The sequence below is a fragment of the Salibacterium salarium genome (genome assembly GCF_030813635.1).
Lineage (GTDB): Bacteria > Bacillota > Bacilli > Bacillales > Marinococcaceae > Salibacterium > Salibacterium salarium.
Window position 1 is genome coordinate 1 of the sequence record NZ_JAUSUM010000001.1, and the last position, 15,087, is coordinate 15,087.

At 39.4% G+C, this 15,087-nt stretch carries 18 protein-coding genes, 1 tRNA gene, 1 rRNA gene and 1 other RNA gene; 2 read left to right on the forward strand and 19 right to left on the reverse strand.

Annotated elements, in window-relative coordinates:
* From J2S78_RS00005 to J2S78_RS00075, 15 genes are all read right to left on the reverse strand, one after another.
* A 16S ribosomal RNA gene (locus tag J2S78_RS00005) occupies window positions 1-59 on the reverse strand; the annotation flags it as partial.
* 387 nt (window positions 60-446) lie between these two features.
* Window positions 447-713 (reverse strand): pro-sigmaK processing inhibitor BofA family protein, encoded by a 267-nt coding sequence (locus J2S78_RS00010; RefSeq protein ID WP_306895092.1) that lies wholly within the window; start codon window positions 711-713, stop codon window positions 447-449.
* Between the two features lie 166 nt (window positions 714-879).
* Window positions 880-1,101 carry a YaaL family protein gene (locus J2S78_RS00015; protein ID WP_125562673.1) on the reverse strand — a complete coding sequence of 74 codons (222 nt, stop codon included), beginning with the start codon at window positions 1,099-1,101 and terminating at the stop codon, window positions 880-882.
* 15 nt (window positions 1,102-1,116) lie between these two features.
* Window positions 1,117-1,713: a recombination mediator RecR gene (gene recR, locus J2S78_RS00020; RefSeq protein ID WP_125562675.1), complete on the reverse strand. Its 597-nt coding sequence runs from the start codon at window positions 1,711-1,713 to the stop codon at window positions 1,117-1,119.
* A gap of 15 nt (window positions 1,714-1,728) precedes the next feature.
* Window positions 1,729-2,037, reverse strand: a complete 309-nt coding sequence (locus tag J2S78_RS00025; RefSeq protein WP_125562677.1) for a YbaB/EbfC family nucleoid-associated protein — start codon at window positions 2,035-2,037, stop codon at window positions 1,729-1,731.
* A 21-nt stretch (window positions 2,038-2,058) separates the two neighbouring features.
* Window positions 2,059-3,771 carry a DNA polymerase III subunit gamma/tau gene (dnaX, locus tag J2S78_RS00030; RefSeq protein WP_306895098.1) on the reverse strand — a complete coding sequence of 571 codons (1,713 nt, stop codon included), beginning with the start codon at window positions 3,769-3,771 and terminating at the stop codon, window positions 2,059-2,061.
* Window positions 3,772-3,939: 168 nt separating this feature from the next.
* Window positions 3,940-4,205, reverse strand: an RNA gene (ffs, locus tag J2S78_RS00035) — signal recognition particle sRNA large type.
* A 101-nt stretch (window positions 4,206-4,306) separates the two neighbouring features.
* Window positions 4,307-4,474: a YycC family protein gene (locus J2S78_RS00040; protein ID WP_306895100.1), complete on the reverse strand. Its 168-nt coding sequence runs from the start codon at window positions 4,472-4,474 to the stop codon at window positions 4,307-4,309.
* Between the two features lie 70 nt (window positions 4,475-4,544).
* Entirely contained in the window at window positions 4,545-5,048 is a 504-nt protein-coding gene (gene tadA / locus J2S78_RS00045; RefSeq protein WP_306895103.1) for a tRNA adenosine(34) deaminase TadA, read from the reverse strand.
* A 405-nt stretch (window positions 5,049-5,453) separates the two neighbouring features.
* Window positions 5,454-5,939, reverse strand: a complete 486-nt coding sequence (locus tag J2S78_RS00050) for a DsrE/DsrF/DrsH-like family protein (protein ID WP_125562684.1) — start codon at window positions 5,937-5,939, stop codon at window positions 5,454-5,456.
* Between the two features lie 12 nt (window positions 5,940-5,951).
* The gene (locus J2S78_RS00055) at window positions 5,952-6,179 is read right to left on the reverse strand and encodes a sulfurtransferase TusA family protein (RefSeq protein ID WP_125562686.1); all 228 of its coding nucleotides are present in this window, start codon (window positions 6,177-6,179) and stop codon (window positions 5,952-5,954) included.
* 29 nt (window positions 6,180-6,208) lie between these two features.
* Window positions 6,209-7,342: an MBL fold metallo-hydrolase gene (locus tag J2S78_RS00060; protein WP_306895108.1), complete on the reverse strand. Its 1,134-nt coding sequence runs from the start codon at window positions 7,340-7,342 to the stop codon at window positions 6,209-6,211.
* A 14-nt stretch (window positions 7,343-7,356) separates the two neighbouring features.
* Window positions 7,357-7,926 carry a sulfurtransferase TusA family protein gene (locus J2S78_RS00065; protein ID WP_306895110.1) on the reverse strand — a complete coding sequence of 190 codons (570 nt, stop codon included), beginning with the start codon at window positions 7,924-7,926 and terminating at the stop codon, window positions 7,357-7,359.
* A gap of 130 nt (window positions 7,927-8,056) precedes the next feature.
* Window positions 8,057-8,842, reverse strand: a complete 786-nt coding sequence (locus J2S78_RS00070; RefSeq protein WP_306895113.1) for a sulfite exporter TauE/SafE family protein — start codon at window positions 8,840-8,842, stop codon at window positions 8,057-8,059.
* An 87-nt stretch (window positions 8,843-8,929) separates the two neighbouring features.
* On the reverse strand, window positions 8,930-9,190 hold the full coding sequence (locus J2S78_RS00075; RefSeq protein WP_125562694.1) for a metal-sensitive transcriptional regulator: 261 nt from the start codon (window positions 9,188-9,190) through the stop codon (window positions 8,930-8,932).
* A 306-nt stretch (window positions 9,191-9,496) separates the two neighbouring features.
* On the opposite strand from J2S78_RS00075, the gene J2S78_RS00080 reads away from it, so the two are divergent.
* Window positions 9,497-9,976 (forward strand): Dps family protein, encoded by a 480-nt coding sequence (locus J2S78_RS00080; RefSeq protein ID WP_306895115.1) that lies wholly within the window; start codon window positions 9,497-9,499, stop codon window positions 9,974-9,976.
* A gap of 230 nt (window positions 9,977-10,206) precedes the next feature.
* On the opposite strand, the gene J2S78_RS00085 is transcribed toward J2S78_RS00080, so the two are convergent.
* On the reverse strand, window positions 10,207-11,070 hold the full coding sequence (locus tag J2S78_RS00085; protein WP_306895118.1) for a DMT family transporter: 864 nt from the start codon (window positions 11,068-11,070) through the stop codon (window positions 10,207-10,209).
* A gap of 138 nt (window positions 11,071-11,208) precedes the next feature.
* Here J2S78_RS00085 and J2S78_RS00090 point away from each other — a divergent pair, with 138 nt between their 5' ends.
* Window positions 11,209-12,648, forward strand: a complete 1,440-nt coding sequence (locus J2S78_RS00090; RefSeq protein WP_306895120.1) for an aminotransferase-like domain-containing protein — start codon at window positions 11,209-11,211, stop codon at window positions 12,646-12,648.
* Window positions 12,649-12,842: 194 nt separating this feature from the next.
* On the opposite strand, the gene J2S78_RS00095 is transcribed toward J2S78_RS00090, so the two are convergent.
* From J2S78_RS00095 to J2S78_RS00105, 3 genes are all read right to left on the reverse strand, one after another.
* Complete coding sequence (locus J2S78_RS00095) at window positions 12,843-13,943, reverse strand: threonine synthase (RefSeq protein WP_306895122.1); 1,101 nt, start codon at window positions 13,941-13,943, stop codon at window positions 12,843-12,845.
* Window positions 13,944-14,168: 225 nt separating this feature from the next.
* A tRNA-Ser gene (locus J2S78_RS00100) sits at window positions 14,169-14,261 on the reverse strand.
* A gap of 90 nt (window positions 14,262-14,351) precedes the next feature.
* Complete coding sequence (locus J2S78_RS00105) at window positions 14,352-14,804, reverse strand: Lrp/AsnC family transcriptional regulator (RefSeq protein WP_306895124.1); 453 nt, start codon at window positions 14,802-14,804, stop codon at window positions 14,352-14,354.
* Window positions 14,805-15,087 lie beyond the last annotated feature (283 nt).

Consider the following 15,087-nt stretch of genomic DNA (forward strand, 5'->3'; position numbering starts at 1 on the left):
TGCATGTATTAGGCACGCCGCCAGCGTTCGTCCTGAGCCAGGATCAAACTCTCCAATAAAAAGATGTTTGATTCTAACTGATTGATTCAATCAATGTTGAATCGATATTTGTTGCTTGAATTGACAGACGCTTGACTTTCATTCAATTTTCAAAGAACAACTGCTTTTTGTGTTTCACCGCTTTATCAGCGACTTAATAAATTTTACTAGACATTCAAAATAAAGTCAATAATTAATTAAAATCTTTTTTTATGATTTTTTTCAAAGAATGTCTGTGTCTTTAACGACGCATACCAATTTACCATCTGCTTCGAAAAAACACAATACCTTTTTCAAAAAAAATTATTTGATTCAAATTATCTTTATCTGTTGTCCCCTACATTAATTGAAGGGATTTCCCATTATAACTGCTCAATGAAAAATGTCAACTAATGAAATAAAATCAGTTACATAATAATAAAAAGATCCACCGCAACTAACATTAGTACTCCAGGTATCCCTAACACACCAGAAACAAATACAGTTACTAAGTTAATAGGAAGGTGATAATCAAATGCACTTCCGAAAGCATTTAAAAAAAATAAAGCTAGAGCGCCGACAATAAGTCGCACTAATATGCTACCTACCCATTTAAAAGATTTTTTCCCACCTCCAATCAAAAAAAACAAACAAACACCAACACCTGCTAGAGAAATATAAAGTATAGGATCCATAACCTTCTCCTTTCTACCGTACTTTCTTCTTTATTCATGTATATGTACAAGCCGTCCATTTATCCCTCGAGTTATTTATTTTACATAGACAAATGAACATCCATAGTCCATAAAGATGCTTTGCATACAACAAAAAAACTGCCTCGATTACTTCGAAGCAGTTTATCTATCCATTATAATAACCGTTAATACGGCGGTGTCGGGCCTCTTTTAACAAAAACATGTATTTCGCCCGTTTTCGTTTTAATGCGGTACGAACATCCAAAGACGGTTCTACACTTCTATCTATAATTCTTTGATATTTGTCTAAATCCTGTTTCACCGTTTGAATCATATGAACGAGTCTTTCATTTTCCGTTTGTTGAATTCTTTTCTTTTGAAACAACATACCGTTTTCCCCACCTTAAAGTTCTCTACGTCCCTCAATGGCTTTGGATAGCGTTACTTCATCCGCGTATTCCAAATCTCCTCCTATTGGCAGACCGTGCGCGAGACGAGTCACTTTAATTCCCGTGGGTTTCACCAAGCGAGAAATGTACATAGCAGTAGCTTCACCTTCTATAGTCGGATTTGTCGCGACAATCACTTCTTGAATATCATCGTTTTGAAGACGTTTGATTAATTCTGGTATTTTAATGTCTTCCGGTCCCACACCATCCATTGGGGAAATGGCACCATGCAGTACATGATACAGGCCTGAATACTCTCTCATTTTCTCCATAGCCATCACGTCTTTAGAATCCTGAACTACGCAAACTGCTGACTGATCTCGTTCTTTATCTTCACATATTCTGCAAGGATCGATGTCTGTGATGTGATGACAAACGGAACAATAGGTTAAATCTCGCTTGGCATTTACTAAGGATTTGGCGAAATCCAAAACATCGTCTTCCTTCATATCGAGCACGTAAAAAGCCAGGCGGCTCGCCGTTTTGGGGCCAATACCCGGCAATTTCATAAAACCTTCTATTAATTTTGATATAGGTGTTGGATATTGCACCACATCCCCCTCCTATCACATTCCAGGGATATTCATTCCTTTAGTGAGCTTACCTAGGTCTTGTTCTGTTAATTCATCTACTTTTTTCAACGCTTCGTTCATCGCCGCGAGAATGAGGTCTTGCAACATATCAACGTCTTCTGGATCTACTACATCTTCGCTGATTTCAACATCTACAATTCGTTTATCCCCAGCAGCAACTACTTTAACAGCACCTCCGCCAGATGTTGCTTCTACTGTTTTTTCTTTTAATTCTTCCTGAGCCTTTTCCATTTGTTTTTGCATTTTTTGCATTTGCTTCATCATGTTTCCTTGATTTTTCATATTAATGCCCTCCTAAAAATATTATTCTTCAAATTCAACAAGTTCAGATCCTACCAATTTCACAGCCTCATCCACAACTGGGTCATCCTCGGCTGCTTCTTCATCCGTAGAGTCTTCTTCTTTTCCTTGTTGCTTCTTCTTAAACTCTTCTTTCAGTTTTTCCCACTGACCGGATAAAATCGTTAAAACATCCAACGATTTACCGACCGAACTTTCTATGGCCCCTTGTACTAAAGAACGAAATTTAGTGTCCACCATGTTGCGGTGCATTTCGTTTTGAAAGGCAAGCACTACCGTTTCTCCATCGCAAACGGCTGGCTTTGCGTCACTTAACCAAGCATGAGCAGGTACACTTTCCTGCTTCACTTCCTTCATCACGCCACTCCACTGATTCGATACAACCTGTAGTTCTTGTTTGGTTGCCCTCGTCATTATCTCTCTGATTTTCCCATCTCCACCAAGCCCTGCAGATATATTTTTAGTTGTTTGTTCGCGAGCTGCTTTGTTGGTCTCTACTGCTGGTGCAGATGGTTGGGAAGGCGGTGGGGATTGTTCAACACTCTTTAGCTTCTGCTCGAGCTTAGCTACTTTGTCTTTAAGAAGCGTTACTTCTTCTGATGCTTCCCCTGACTCTCTTGAAGATGTACTGTCCGCTCCATGGCTAATATTGATCAGCGCCATTTCTAAAAAGATTTTAGGGTGACTCGCCCACTTCATCTCCTGATGGTACTGATTTAATTGATTAATAACTTCATACAGCCATCCCATATCCGTCTTTTCAGAAAGCTCTTCAAAACTTTCATCTACCGTTACACGTTCCATTATTTCATCAAGACGCGGAGCTGTTTTATAAAGCAGCATGTCTCTAAAATAATAAATCATATCTTCCATAAACTGAAGTGGGTCTTTGCCGTCCCGTATTAACGTATCGGCTGCTTCTACAGCTGCCGGAGTATCACTGTTTTTTAAAGAACGGACGACTCTGGTTAAAAACTGTTGTGAAACGGTTCCTGTGATAGCTAAAACATCGTCTGAGGTTATAATACTTTCTGAAAATGATACCGCTTGATCAAGTAAACTGAGAGCATCACGCATTCCGCCTTCTGCTGCACGTGCAATCAAATACAATGCATTTTCTTCTGCTTCCCAGCCTTGTTCTTGAAGAATATATTGCATCCTTGCCACTAAGTCTTGAGAAGTAATCCGCTTAAAATCAAAACGTTGGCAACGAGAAACAATAGTTAACGGTATTTTATGAGGTTCCGTTGTTGCTAAAATAAAAACGGCATGCTTCGGAGGTTCCTCCAATGTTTTTAACAACGCATTGAAAGCTCCCGTTGACAGCATATGAACCTCATCAATGATATATACTTTGTAACGGATGTCCCTGGGTGCAGCTATAACGTTATCCCGGATATATCTAATTTCATCGACGCCATTGTTGGAAGCAGCATCTATTTCAATAATATCTACAACAGATCCGTCTGCAATTCCCTGACAAGCATCACATTCGTTACACGGTTCTCTTACCGGCGCTTGTTCACAATTAATGGCTTTTGCCAAAATTTTAGCAGCACTAGTCTTTCCTGTTCCTCTTGGTCCGCTAAATAGGTAAGCATGTGAAAATTTTTCCTGCCCTAAAGCATTTTGAAGGGTCTTTGTGATATGTTCCTGACCGACTACATCTTGTAGTTCCTGCGGCCGCCAAACCCTGTACAGCGCCTTATAACTCACCCCCGGGACCTCCTTTCTTTCCTTTTACCATTATACCGATTTCAACCTAAGTTTTCAAAGTACAAATGTCTAAAAAGAACGCATATCAGTCTAAGTCATCGCGTCATTTGTATTTTTTTACAAAAAAAACAGCCCTCTTCGGAGCCGTTTGGTTCATTATGTATAAAGCCGTGCACCTTCTGTCGGCAATGAATCCATGAGCGTTACCTAAGCAGTTAGCTCAGTCCAGGCGACTCTGCGGCACACAGAAGAGTCCGCTTACTGCTGCTTCCTTCCGGACCTGACAGGATTCACGGATTTCCGTTGCACAGAACCCAGACGTCAACACCACTTACAAAGGTCAGACCTCACGGAAACGAAGCCTCGAGAAGGGATTCAATCTTGCTATAGCGGATTGCAAGTACAGGGCACCGCTACCTCCCCATCTAGCACGGCAAATTTGTAAACTTTTTTAGGCGCTTTCTTAAGAGCGCATTACATAGTATATCTTTTTTTTAGCCATAACGCAATAGAAGAAACGTTTTGACAAATGTTTCTAGTCATTCGTTTCTTCTACTGGAGTTGGCTCTGCTTCTTTCTTTTCAAGTTCGGCTATTTTTTCCATAATAACCTTTGGTGGTGTATGAACAATATGTTCTATCGGCATATTCAGTTTTTCAGCAAGTTTTTGTGCTGTTTCAGCAGAAAATTGATTTGGACGCACCGTTTTCCCCTCCCGCTTTCGCTCATTCTATCCCTACTATATCACGGGGATTTTCTGATTCCAATCGTCATTATTTTACGTCATTAGTTGACTGACTTTTCATCTTTTTTTCTTTTCGAAGTCGTCGAAAAAAGGTCGTTAGAAGATCCCGGCACTCGTCATGAAGGACATCAGCCTGTACATAACAACGATGATTAAAACGATGTTCTTCTAAAAGGTTCATCAACGTACCTGCACATCCCGCTTTAGGATCCGGGGCACCATAAACCACTCTTGGTATGCGCGACTGCACAATCGCTCCCGCACACATCGGGCAAGGTTCTAGGGTGACGTATAATGTACATTCTTCTAGACGCCAACTGCCTATATCATCACATGCTTCTTTGATTGCAATCATTTCAGCGTGAGCAGAAGATTGCTGGGTGATTTCTCGTTGATTATACCCTCTTCCTATGACCTGGTCCTTATAAACAATAACGCAGCCTATGGGCACTTCCCCCAAGTCTTCGGCTTTCTCCGCTTCTTTTATCGCCTGCTTCATCCATGATTGATCATCCTGAACCTTTTCTTCCATTTGACGGCCAGCCCTTTCCCTTAAAAATACAGACTACAATCATATTATCATAGTTGCCCTTCTTTATATAAAACCTGTTTCGATAAAGACACGTTTAAAAACGTATTTTGTCATAGGTAGAGAAGTTCCACCTCGTCCGGAAGCAATACCGAACTGTTGTCGGTCCATACTTCTCTTTTCGGAACAGTCCTTTCCTTGAAATGTCTCGCATGATAAAGATTCAGGACATGTCACATCGATTTTCGTTACGATTTGTCCTGAATTGGTCGTATTCGAGACAAAATGTTATTCATCTACTTTTTATTTGTCCCTTAAAACCTCATTACGGACATGTTCAACATTGATTTGTCCTAAAAAAGCTGACCTAAAAGTTGTTATTAACGACTTTTAGGTCAGCTCCGTTACTTAAATAAATAGGTTTATATTCGCATCTTCTGCTTCTGACAAGTAGGAAGCAACACCAGCATACTCTAGTCCATCGATTAGCTCGTCTTCTTTCAAGCCCATTACATCCATTGACATCGTACAAGCAACCAATTTCACGTCTAAGTCCTGAGCCATTTCAATCATTTCCTGCAAGGACGACACGTTATGATTTTTCATCATTTTCTTCATCATTTTCGGTCCCATTCCGCCGAAGTTCATTTTCGATAACTTCAGTTTCCCCGGTCCGCGTGGCATCATCTTTTCAAACATTCTTTCCATAAATGTCTTCTCGCTCTTGCTCTTTACATTTTCTTTGCGAAGGACGTTTAATCCCCAAAATGTAAAAAACATTGTCACTGGTTTTCCCATTGCAGCAGATCCTGTAGCTATAATAAAACTAGCCATTGCTTTGTCTAGATCGCCATCGAAGACAATCATCGTCGATCCATTTTTTTCTTCAGCCATTACAATCCCTCCTTAGCTTTTTTTAATCCAAAATGTAAGAATGTCGTTTTCTTCGTCCTGCTCCAGCAATTCATGCCCTGAAGATTTCGTCCAAGCCGGAATATCGGATGCAGCTCCTTTATCGGTGGCGCGTATTTCTAGAACCTCTCCTGATTTAAGGTTATCCATTTCTTTTTTTGCCTTCACAACTGGCATCGGACAAGCTAATCCTTCTGCGTTCAATACTTTATTACTATCCATTTAAAATCTCTCCTTTTGTCATTCATTGTTTATGAAGAAATAGCACAACGATTCGGTCCTATTTCCATCTCTGTCTGTTCTTCTTCTGATGGAAAAGTTGCCCCCATATTGGTGTGACGAATCGTTTCGTATGAATTTGGCTGAGGCGGAAGATTTTCCGTCACTGTTTTACGGAATGTTTCTTCTTCTTCAATGTTTAATCCATGGTTACGAGCATACAGCTCTTTTAATGGCGCCATCACACGGCCATTTTCATCAAGTTCTTCTTTTTTTGAAAAGTGAGCCGGAAGAACAATCAATTGCTCGTCCAGATCTACGTAACGGTTGTAGAGTGTGTCCCGTAAGTCTCCGACCCAGTCTTCTGCTTTTCCTGCAAGATCCGGGCGGCCAATCGAATCAACAAACAATATATCTCCTGTCAGCAAATACTTGTTATCGACAATCAATGAAGTACTTCCGATGGTGTGTCCTGGGGAATAAAGGGCCTGGATATCGATATTGGTTTCACCTACATTAATAGTTGTTTCGCCTTCAAGAGGCTGATAAGAAAACGTGACTTCCGTTGCATCTGCAGATGGGAGCCAATACACAGCATCAAACATCTCTGCCAATGTTCGACCACCGGAAACATGATCAGCGTGTAAGTGCGTATCGATGGCGTGCTTCAATTGCACATTCTTTTCTTCAAAAAAGGACGTGTACGCATCCGTTAATCTTACCGGATCCACGATAGCTGCTTCTCCATCGGAAATCACAGCATAAGAAAGGCAGCCTTTCCCTATTCGGACAAACTGATACAATTCTCCACCACCGTCTAAATCTCCCACTTTTACTGGCTCGAGATGTTCACTCCATGTTTTCATACCACCTTCAAGGTAAAAGAATTCTCCTCCTATCTCTTCGGCTAGTTGATCAGCGACAAATTGAGATGATCCTTCCTTCGCGCATACCACAATAACCTCTTTATCAGTTGGAATCTCCTCAGCAATGCTTTCGACTCCATCAAGCAGTTCAAAATAAGGCTTGTTCATTATTTCAACGTTTTTTCCTTCCACTTTCCAATCCTTAAATTGCTCTTCATTTCTAACGTCGAGAATAAAAAAGTTCTCTTGGTTCATTACTTTTTTAGCTAATGTTTTGGCTTGTATTGCTTGAATTCCCATTGGTACCCCTCCAATTATTCTATACTTTCCGTTGGTCCATCCCATTCAGACATGCCTGGATTTACATTGACAACTTTGTCAAAACCTTTATCTTTCAACATCTGAGCTGCCATACTGCTTCGGTTGCCTGTACGACAGACAACATGTATATTTTTGGATGCATCAAGTTCGTTCATTTTTTCTTCCAATTCACCTAAAGGTACGGATACCGCCCCAGGAATGTGAGAAAATGCAAACTCTGCCGGTTCTCTTACATCCAAAATAGTGACGTCATCCTGATTTTGCACAGCTTTTAATTGCTCATTGTTTTCTTCGTTCGGAAATGGTTCTACCGCTTTTGTTTCCTCTGGATCTGCTTTTCTTACATAGTGATAAAGCACATCGCTTTTCTCTTTACTACCAACATACTCATGACCAGTTGTTTTAGCCCAACCTTGCAGGTCAGCGAGCGACCCACGGTCTGTGGCCTGCACCTCCAAAACTTCACCTGCATGAATGGATTCTATTGCTTTTTTTGTCTTCACGATTGGCATTGGGCACGCTAACCCTTTTGCATCTACCGTTTCATTTACTTTCATGCTCATTATTTTTCCTCCTTTTAAATACTACGTGGGGTATATCATGAGTTAAAAAAATACAACTACCAATACCTGTATGGGTATATTACGATACATAATAAAAAGTGTCAACTACTTTTTTAATGACACTGACTGTTTAACTGAAAATATCTACCCATATTTTTATAGCTGTTGCTAGAATCAGCAGAGCTAATATTCCTTGCAATACTTTTGTGTTCACTTTTTTTCCGACATTCACTCCTATTGGAGAGGCAATCAGGCTTGCTACAACCATCACGGCTGCTGGTACGAGTAAGACTTGACCGGTAGCAACTTTACCTACCGTAGCTCCAATCGACGATATAAACGTTATCGCTAAAGATGATGCAATTGTCATTCTAGTCGGAATCTTCAATACTACAAGTAGAATCGGAACAAGAATAAACGCCCCGGCAGCTCCGACAATGCCCGCTCCAATACCGACAATAAACGCCAATATAGTAGCTGTCGCTTTATTAAACGTTACTTTTTCATTAGATATATCATCAATGCCTTGTTTGGGTACAAACATCATTATTACAGCAATAGTAGCAAGAATGGCGTACACAATGTTCACACCGCTATCGGTCATGAAATGAGATCCATAAGCACCCATAAAACTACCCATTAAAATGCTGAGTCCCATATATAAAATAAGAGACTTATTCAAATACCCGCCTTTTCGATAAGCCCAGACTCCGCCGATGGTTGCAAAAAACACTTGGATGGCACTGATACCAGCAACTTCATGTGCGCTGAATGCAGCAAACCCTAATAAAGGGGGGATATATAACAACATCGGATATTTCACAATGGACCCGCCAATTCCGACCATGCCAGAGATAAAAGAGCCAACAAAACCGATAAGAAATAGTGCGATAACAAATAATATACTATATTCCAACGCTTATCATCTTCCTTTCAACAAGTCCAATATACATATACCCCTATATGTATATTATAAATTAAAAAATTTTAATGTTTTTTATACTTATCTACTCTTCCCTAGTAGTTCAATCGCTTCTTGAACGTATTGTGATGTGTCGCCGCCGTTTTCCATCTGCTCTCTAATACACTCTTCCAGATTTTCAGCAACAATGTAAGCCATGGCGCGGTCAATGGCTGACCTTGCGGCAGAAAGTTGGTATACGACATCTTTACAATCTTTATCTTCGTTCATCATTTTTTGAACGCCACGAACTTGCCCTTCAACACGTTTCAAACGATTTTTCATTTCTGTTGTATATTCCATTCTTTTTTCATCCCTTCTACAACCTTTTTATACCGTGTGGGGTATATTATACATATGCATATGAAGGTCGTCAATACTTTTCTTTCATGGGTGGAAATGCTTAAACTACAAGATAATGTTAAACCGTTTCAAGCTGTTTTCTTTTCCATAAAAATACTTCAAATACATCTAATATAGTACCCCATAATGTATATAGTATAAACATATTTTTAGTATGATTACACATTTCCCACTAAATATGAACCCATAGCCCATTTTTCACATATACTGTCATTGTTAAAAAAAATGGGCTTTAGGAGTGAGAAAATGGATTGTAAAGTAACCCCACAAAGTATTAGTTTAAACCAAAGCGAAGCACGACGCGCAGCAGAAAACATGAATCAATACCTTGCCAATCTGCAGGTACTATTCATTAAGCTGCACAACCTTCATTGGAACGTTGTTGGAAACAGTTTTTTTGAGATTCATGAAAAAACACAAATGCTGTATGAAAACACTGGTGAGATGATTGATTTGGTAGCAGAAAGAATTAAAATGATAGGATTTTACCCAATCGGTTCACTACAAGAAGCGTTAAATGCAGCAACTATTCAAGAAATACCTAGTGAAGATTACAACGGACCAACCGCTGCCACAGTTATTGTACAGGACTTCCAACAAATGATAGAGGAATTGCGTGAAATGGAGTCAGTAACAGCAGGTTATGATGGAGGAGTCATTAGTGATGGGCTGTCTTTTTTCGAAAAAAACCATTGGATGTTCTGCGCTTATCTCACTCACGTTTAATTTTTCTCACACGTACACAACGAATTAAGTTCTTCAATTTTTTCCTTTGATACGTTTAAACCTATAAATATTATGGTATCGTTCATAATAACTAGCTCCTTCCGTAATGTAGCTCTGATTTGTTTTTTTGTTTTTATTCATTAAACATTCCAAATTAACCTACGAATTTACGAGTAAGGAGCTAATTTCGTTCATGATAACTCTAGCTCTGCTATTGAAGATTAAGCTTTCTATATCTTTTTTACTGTAACATTCGTTAAAAAGACTCCTGCTAACGTTAACATTCCACCACCAATTGATAATAAGGTGGGCACTTCTCCCAACCAGATCCAAGAGATGATAATGGCTGCCACCGGAGTTAAATATAATGAACTTGTTGCCTCTGAAGCCCCTTGTTGGGACGTAACATAAGCGATAGCAAAATAAGGAACAACTGTCGGGAATAATCCTAAATATACAACAGTTAAAGTACTTTCAATGGTTGCTGACGTGATAGCCTCAAATATACCGGGAGAAAAGATCAGCATAAATAATGTCCCCGCCCAAATCGTGTATGTTGTGAAAGGAAGAAATCCATACTTTTTTAAATAGGAAGACTGAAATACAAAATAAAAGCTCTCCCCCAAAGCCCCAATCAGTATGATAAGTATGCCTGTTTCCACGCGAAATGTACCGCTTGTACCAAGAGTAATAAAGGTAACTCCTATAAATGCAATCATCGATCCCATCCACCCAAATTTTCCAAACGATTCCTTTAAAAATATTGCCGATAGTATCGCCGAAAAAAGTGGCGTTGTTGTTACTAACAAGCTTGCCGCTCCCGCAACCACTGTCATTTCTCCAATACTTAAAGATGTATGATATACAGAAAAACCTAAAAAGCCAAGTAGCAAAATAATAGGGATGTCTTTATATTCCGGAAAAGGCATCCCTTTTACACAGGCAAACACGAACAAACCTAATGAACCTATAAGAAGCCTTAAAAGGGACAAATCTAGTGGATGAAATGATTCTAATCCTACTCGTATTCCAGGAAATGCAGAGGCCCACAATACCACCGCCAATAAATAAGCTGAAACCACTCTATTTTTCATCAAAACTGACTCTCCTTCCCCTGTGATTAAACTTCAATGACATGAACGGGGTAATGAGTATGATAAAATAGAGAGGAGTGAAAAAAACCATCCACTTTTTTATATGCCACACCAACCAATTTGGGATAAGGATAATCAATGATGAGAGAATCTTTCTTAAATGAACATTACAATTATTTAAAAATTGTTGAGTATATAGAGAAAAAAGTAAATACAGGGGAATGGACAGCAGGTAGAAAATTACCGTCACAGCGGGAATTAGCCAAAGGGTTTGGAATGAATCGAAGTACCGTGATTCATGCTTTAGAAGTATTAAAAGATCAAGAACTAATAGAGTCAAAAGCAGGCAGTGGAACTTACGTAGCGTCCCAGTTGTCACCACTTTCTCAGCAAATCAACTGGAATCGTTATTCAAAATTCAGTGTACACCCGTCAAGTAATCAAGCAGTAAAGAAAATTAATACATTAGAAACTCATTCTAATATGATTCAATTAGGAAAAGGAGAGCTTCATCCTGATCTCTTCCCCAAAAAAGACTTTCAAAAATCTTTAAGATCTGTCGCTGACCTCTATGATGCCTATGGATACAATGACGGGACGGGGGACAATCGGTTAAAAACAGCCGTCCGTTCCTATCTTCAAGAAAATGGAGTACAATATAGCACAAACTCTATTCTCATAGTCTCTGGAGCACTGCAAGCTCTTCAACTTATTTCATTAGGTCTATTACAGTACGGGTCCAATGTCTTTGCCCAGCAGACGTCTTATATACACTCTCTTCATGTATTTAGGACCACCGGTATGCAGATGAAAGGGATTCCGTTCCATAATAATACACTAGACACGTCTTACTTAGAAAAACAACTGCGATCGAACAAATCGCCTTCGATTTTATACGTGAATCCAACCTTTCATAACCCAACAACGGAAACAATGCCATTAGAAACGAAAAAAGAAATAGCAAAACTATCGAAAGAATATAAAATTCCCGTCATTGAAGACGATATTTTTCGTGACCTATGGTTGGATAGCACTCCTCCTCCACCGATAGCTTCTGTGGATACGGCAGGTCATACATTGCTCGTAGGAAGTTTTTCTAAAACAATAGCACTTACATTAAGAATCGGTTGGATTGCTGGACCAGCCGATGTGATTGAGAAGTTAAGCGACTTAAGAATGCAGTTGGATTACGGATCCAGTTACCTACCGCAACTTGCAATATACGACTTTATCGCTTCTGGAAATTATGAAAAACACCTTCAAGTACTACGGGAAAAATTAAGGCAAAGAAGAGACTATTTCATCCATCTTCTAGAAACACATCTTCAAGAGGTTGCCCAATGGAATATACCAGAGGGGGGATTGTTTATCTGGGTTACGTTTAGAGAGGAGATTAACATTCGAAAACTCTGGTCGCAGTTAATAGATAACGGCATCGTAGTTAACCCAGGCTTTATGTACAGCCCCTATCCAAACCAAAGTATCAGACTGTCCTATGCCTCTTGTACGGAAGAAGAAATGAAAAAAGGGGTATTATCCATAAAAAAAATATTACAAGCCTGGTCCTTAAAGACGTGATTATTATTAACCGATTGGTTGCCGGCAAAGACAAAAAGCCACCTCCCAACAGGTGGTTGTTTCGTCGGCGTAATCATCCTTTATCCATCACCATTCACCTTCCGTTCATTCCGGCAGAACGGATACGTTTTCTTTATCTTCTATTTCTTCGTTTGAGAGTTATCTTTGGTAGTAGGACTCTTCCTACTGAAATGCTATTTTTTTAAACCGGTACCACATAAAGACATAACAACCGTTTCTGTGTCTGCTATGTTCTCTTCATAGTTTTTATAAGCTGCATAGGTGGCTGCAGTTGTCGGCTCTACGTAAAATCCTTTGTGTTCCAAGTTCTTTTTCGCTCTATCAATTTGGTTTTCCGGAGCTGTAATGATAGTACCGTTTGTATTCTTCACCGCTTCGATAATTTGATCACCTCTTGCTGGATAACCGATAGCAATCCCTTCTGCTTTCGTTCCTTTGTTTTCCACACTTGAAACAGAAGTATCTTCTCTAAATGCTGTTTCTATCGGGGCACAATATTCTGACTGTACGCCAATGATTTTAGGGATTTTTTGAATAGCCCCAGCTCTTTTTAAATCGTTAAATCCTATATAAGCTCCTAATAAAAGCGTTCCATTCCCTACTGGTAATATCAATGTATCTGGAGCAGCAAAGTTAAGTTGTTCCCATATTTCAAAAGCAAACGTCTTTGTGCCCTCATAAAAGTAAGGATTATACACATGACTTGCATAGAAGACCCCTTCTTTTTCAACAGCTTCTTTAGCAGCTATTGTTGTTTCCTCTCGAGTTCCCGAAATTAAGTGTAATTGTGCTCCATGGGCTTTAATTTGTGCTAACTTTTTCTCAGAGGTGGAGGAGGGGGTGTACACATGGCATTCTATATTTGTTCTTGCACAATAAGCAGCAATTGAAGTCCCTGCATTTCCACTACTGTCAGCTATAACGGATGGAGCTCCCATTTCTTTTGCTTTAGCAATCAATATAGCAGCTCCTCTGTCTTTAAAAGAACCCGTAGGCATGAGATAATCCATTTTAACAAGGAAGTTGGGTTTTTTATGATCCAAAATTATTAATGGGGTCATTCCTTCCCCAAGTGAGATTGATGACTCTTCTTTCGTTATTGGCAACGCCTCTTCGTACCTCCACATAGTAGCTTGCCTTTTTATGATACGTTCTACAGGAAACTCGACAGGATAAGATTTCATCATAAATAAACCTGCCTTCGGTTTCCATTGTCTCAGGTCTGGGGTATATTCTTCCCCGCTAACAGAATCGTAAAATTTGTATGGACTCATTATCATCACCTCTTATTTTCTACTGAACCAGTTCCTTTACTAATAAGTATTTCAGACTCTCCTCATTCGCACAATACATTACTCAACAATACCTCACGAATGTCGAAAGAAAAAAACCCACTATCATATAGCAGGGTTCTCAAACCTTTTTCATTAAAAAAACTGCCAGCTTTCAATAGAAGCTGACAGTTTGTACATTTATTACTACGATTTTATCTTTTAATATGGCGGAGGAGGAGGGATTCGAACCCCCGCGGGGCGTTAACCCCCTGGCGGTTTTCAAGACCGCTCCCTTCAGCCGAACTTGGGTACTCCTCCGTATGAATGCAGTTTTCTCACTGACAACGACAATAATATCACATGAGCAAAATCATAGCAAGGCTTTTTGAGTAAAAATTATACTTCCTTTTAATCTGATACAACATAGGAAAAAGAATCTTTGTATTGCTTTAGCTCTACGTTCACATCTGCGTTTAAAATACCTTCAATATGTGCGAGTTCTTTATTAATAAAATTGACCAAGCTATCATTATCCTCAAAGTAGGCTTGAATAATTAAATCATGTTTACCAGAAAAAGCCCCAACAAATCGAACCTCTGGAAACTTCTGTAGCTCCCTTGCAATCTCCTCCTGCTTCCCAAGCTGAGTTGAAAAGCCGACAATGGTTTGCACTTGCAGCCCAACTTTGTTTGGGTTTGTATGAATAATAAACTCAAATACCCCATCGTCCAACATCTTATTAATTCTGGATCGTACCATTCCTTCACTTACTTCAAGATAACGGGATATTTCACTGTAAGAACGTTTGCCATTCTCTTGTAAATAAGCAAGAATACGCATGTCGGTTTTGTCCAAATGCAACTGGCATTCCTCCTTTTTGATAAGATAGGAAAAGGTCAAGCTCCCAACCACTCAGGGATTCCTAACGGAGGGACTCCGTCTTGCGAGCAACATCAGAACCTGTCACAGGTTTGGAAGGCAATCACTTTGCTTATCTGTTCCTCACACGAAAATGAAATCATAAAACTCGTATCCTACTATAATTCGTAAAACTATATATATTATAAAAAACATCTAGTACTTTTTCAAGAATTCGACCTCATTGTTTTTTGATTGTTCAAACTATTATAGATTATAATATAAT

Coding starts and splice junctions, on each gene's coding strand:
- J2S78_RS00010 (WP_306895092.1), bottom strand. CDS start 713: ATGGATCCTATACTTTATATTTCTCTAGCAGGTGTTGGTGTTTGTTTG.
- J2S78_RS00015 (WP_125562673.1), bottom strand. CDS start 1,101: ATGTTGTTTCAAAAGAAAAGAATTCAACAAACGGAAAATGAAAGACTC.
- J2S78_RS00025 (WP_125562677.1), bottom strand. CDS start 2,037: ATGAAAAATCAAGGAAACATGATGAAGCAAATGCAAAAAATGCAAAAA.
- tadA (WP_306895103.1), bottom strand. CDS start 5,048: ATGGAAGAAAAGGTTCAGGATGATCAATCATGGATGAAGCAGGCGATA.
- J2S78_RS00050 (WP_125562684.1), bottom strand. CDS start 5,939: ATGGCTGAAGAAAAAAATGGATCGACGATGATTGTCTTCGATGGCGAT.
- J2S78_RS00055 (WP_125562686.1), bottom strand. CDS start 6,179: ATGGATAGTAATAAAGTATTGAACGCAGAAGGATTAGCTTGTCCGATG.
- J2S78_RS00060 (WP_306895108.1), bottom strand. CDS start 7,342: ATGGGAATTCAAGCAATACAAGCCAAAACATTAGCTAAAAAAGTAATG.
- J2S78_RS00065 (WP_306895110.1), bottom strand. CDS start 7,926: ATGAGCATGAAAGTAAATGAAACGGTAGATGCAAAAGGGTTAGCGTGC.
- J2S78_RS00075 (WP_125562694.1), bottom strand. CDS start 9,190: ATGGAATATACAACAGAAATGAAAAATCGTTTGAAACGTGTTGAAGGG.
- J2S78_RS00080 (WP_306895115.1), top strand. CDS start 9,497: ATGGATTGTAAAGTAACCCCACAAAGTATTAGTTTAAACCAAAGCGAA.
- J2S78_RS00085 (WP_306895118.1), bottom strand. CDS start 11,070: ATGAAAAATAGAGTGGTTTCAGCTTATTTATTGGCGGTGGTATTGTGG.
- J2S78_RS00090 (WP_306895120.1), top strand. CDS start 11,209: ATGATGAGAGAATCTTTCTTAAATGAACATTACAATTATTTAAAAATT.
- J2S78_RS00095 (WP_306895122.1), bottom strand. CDS start 13,943: ATGAGTCCATACAAATTTTACGATTCTGTTAGCGGGGAAGAATATACC.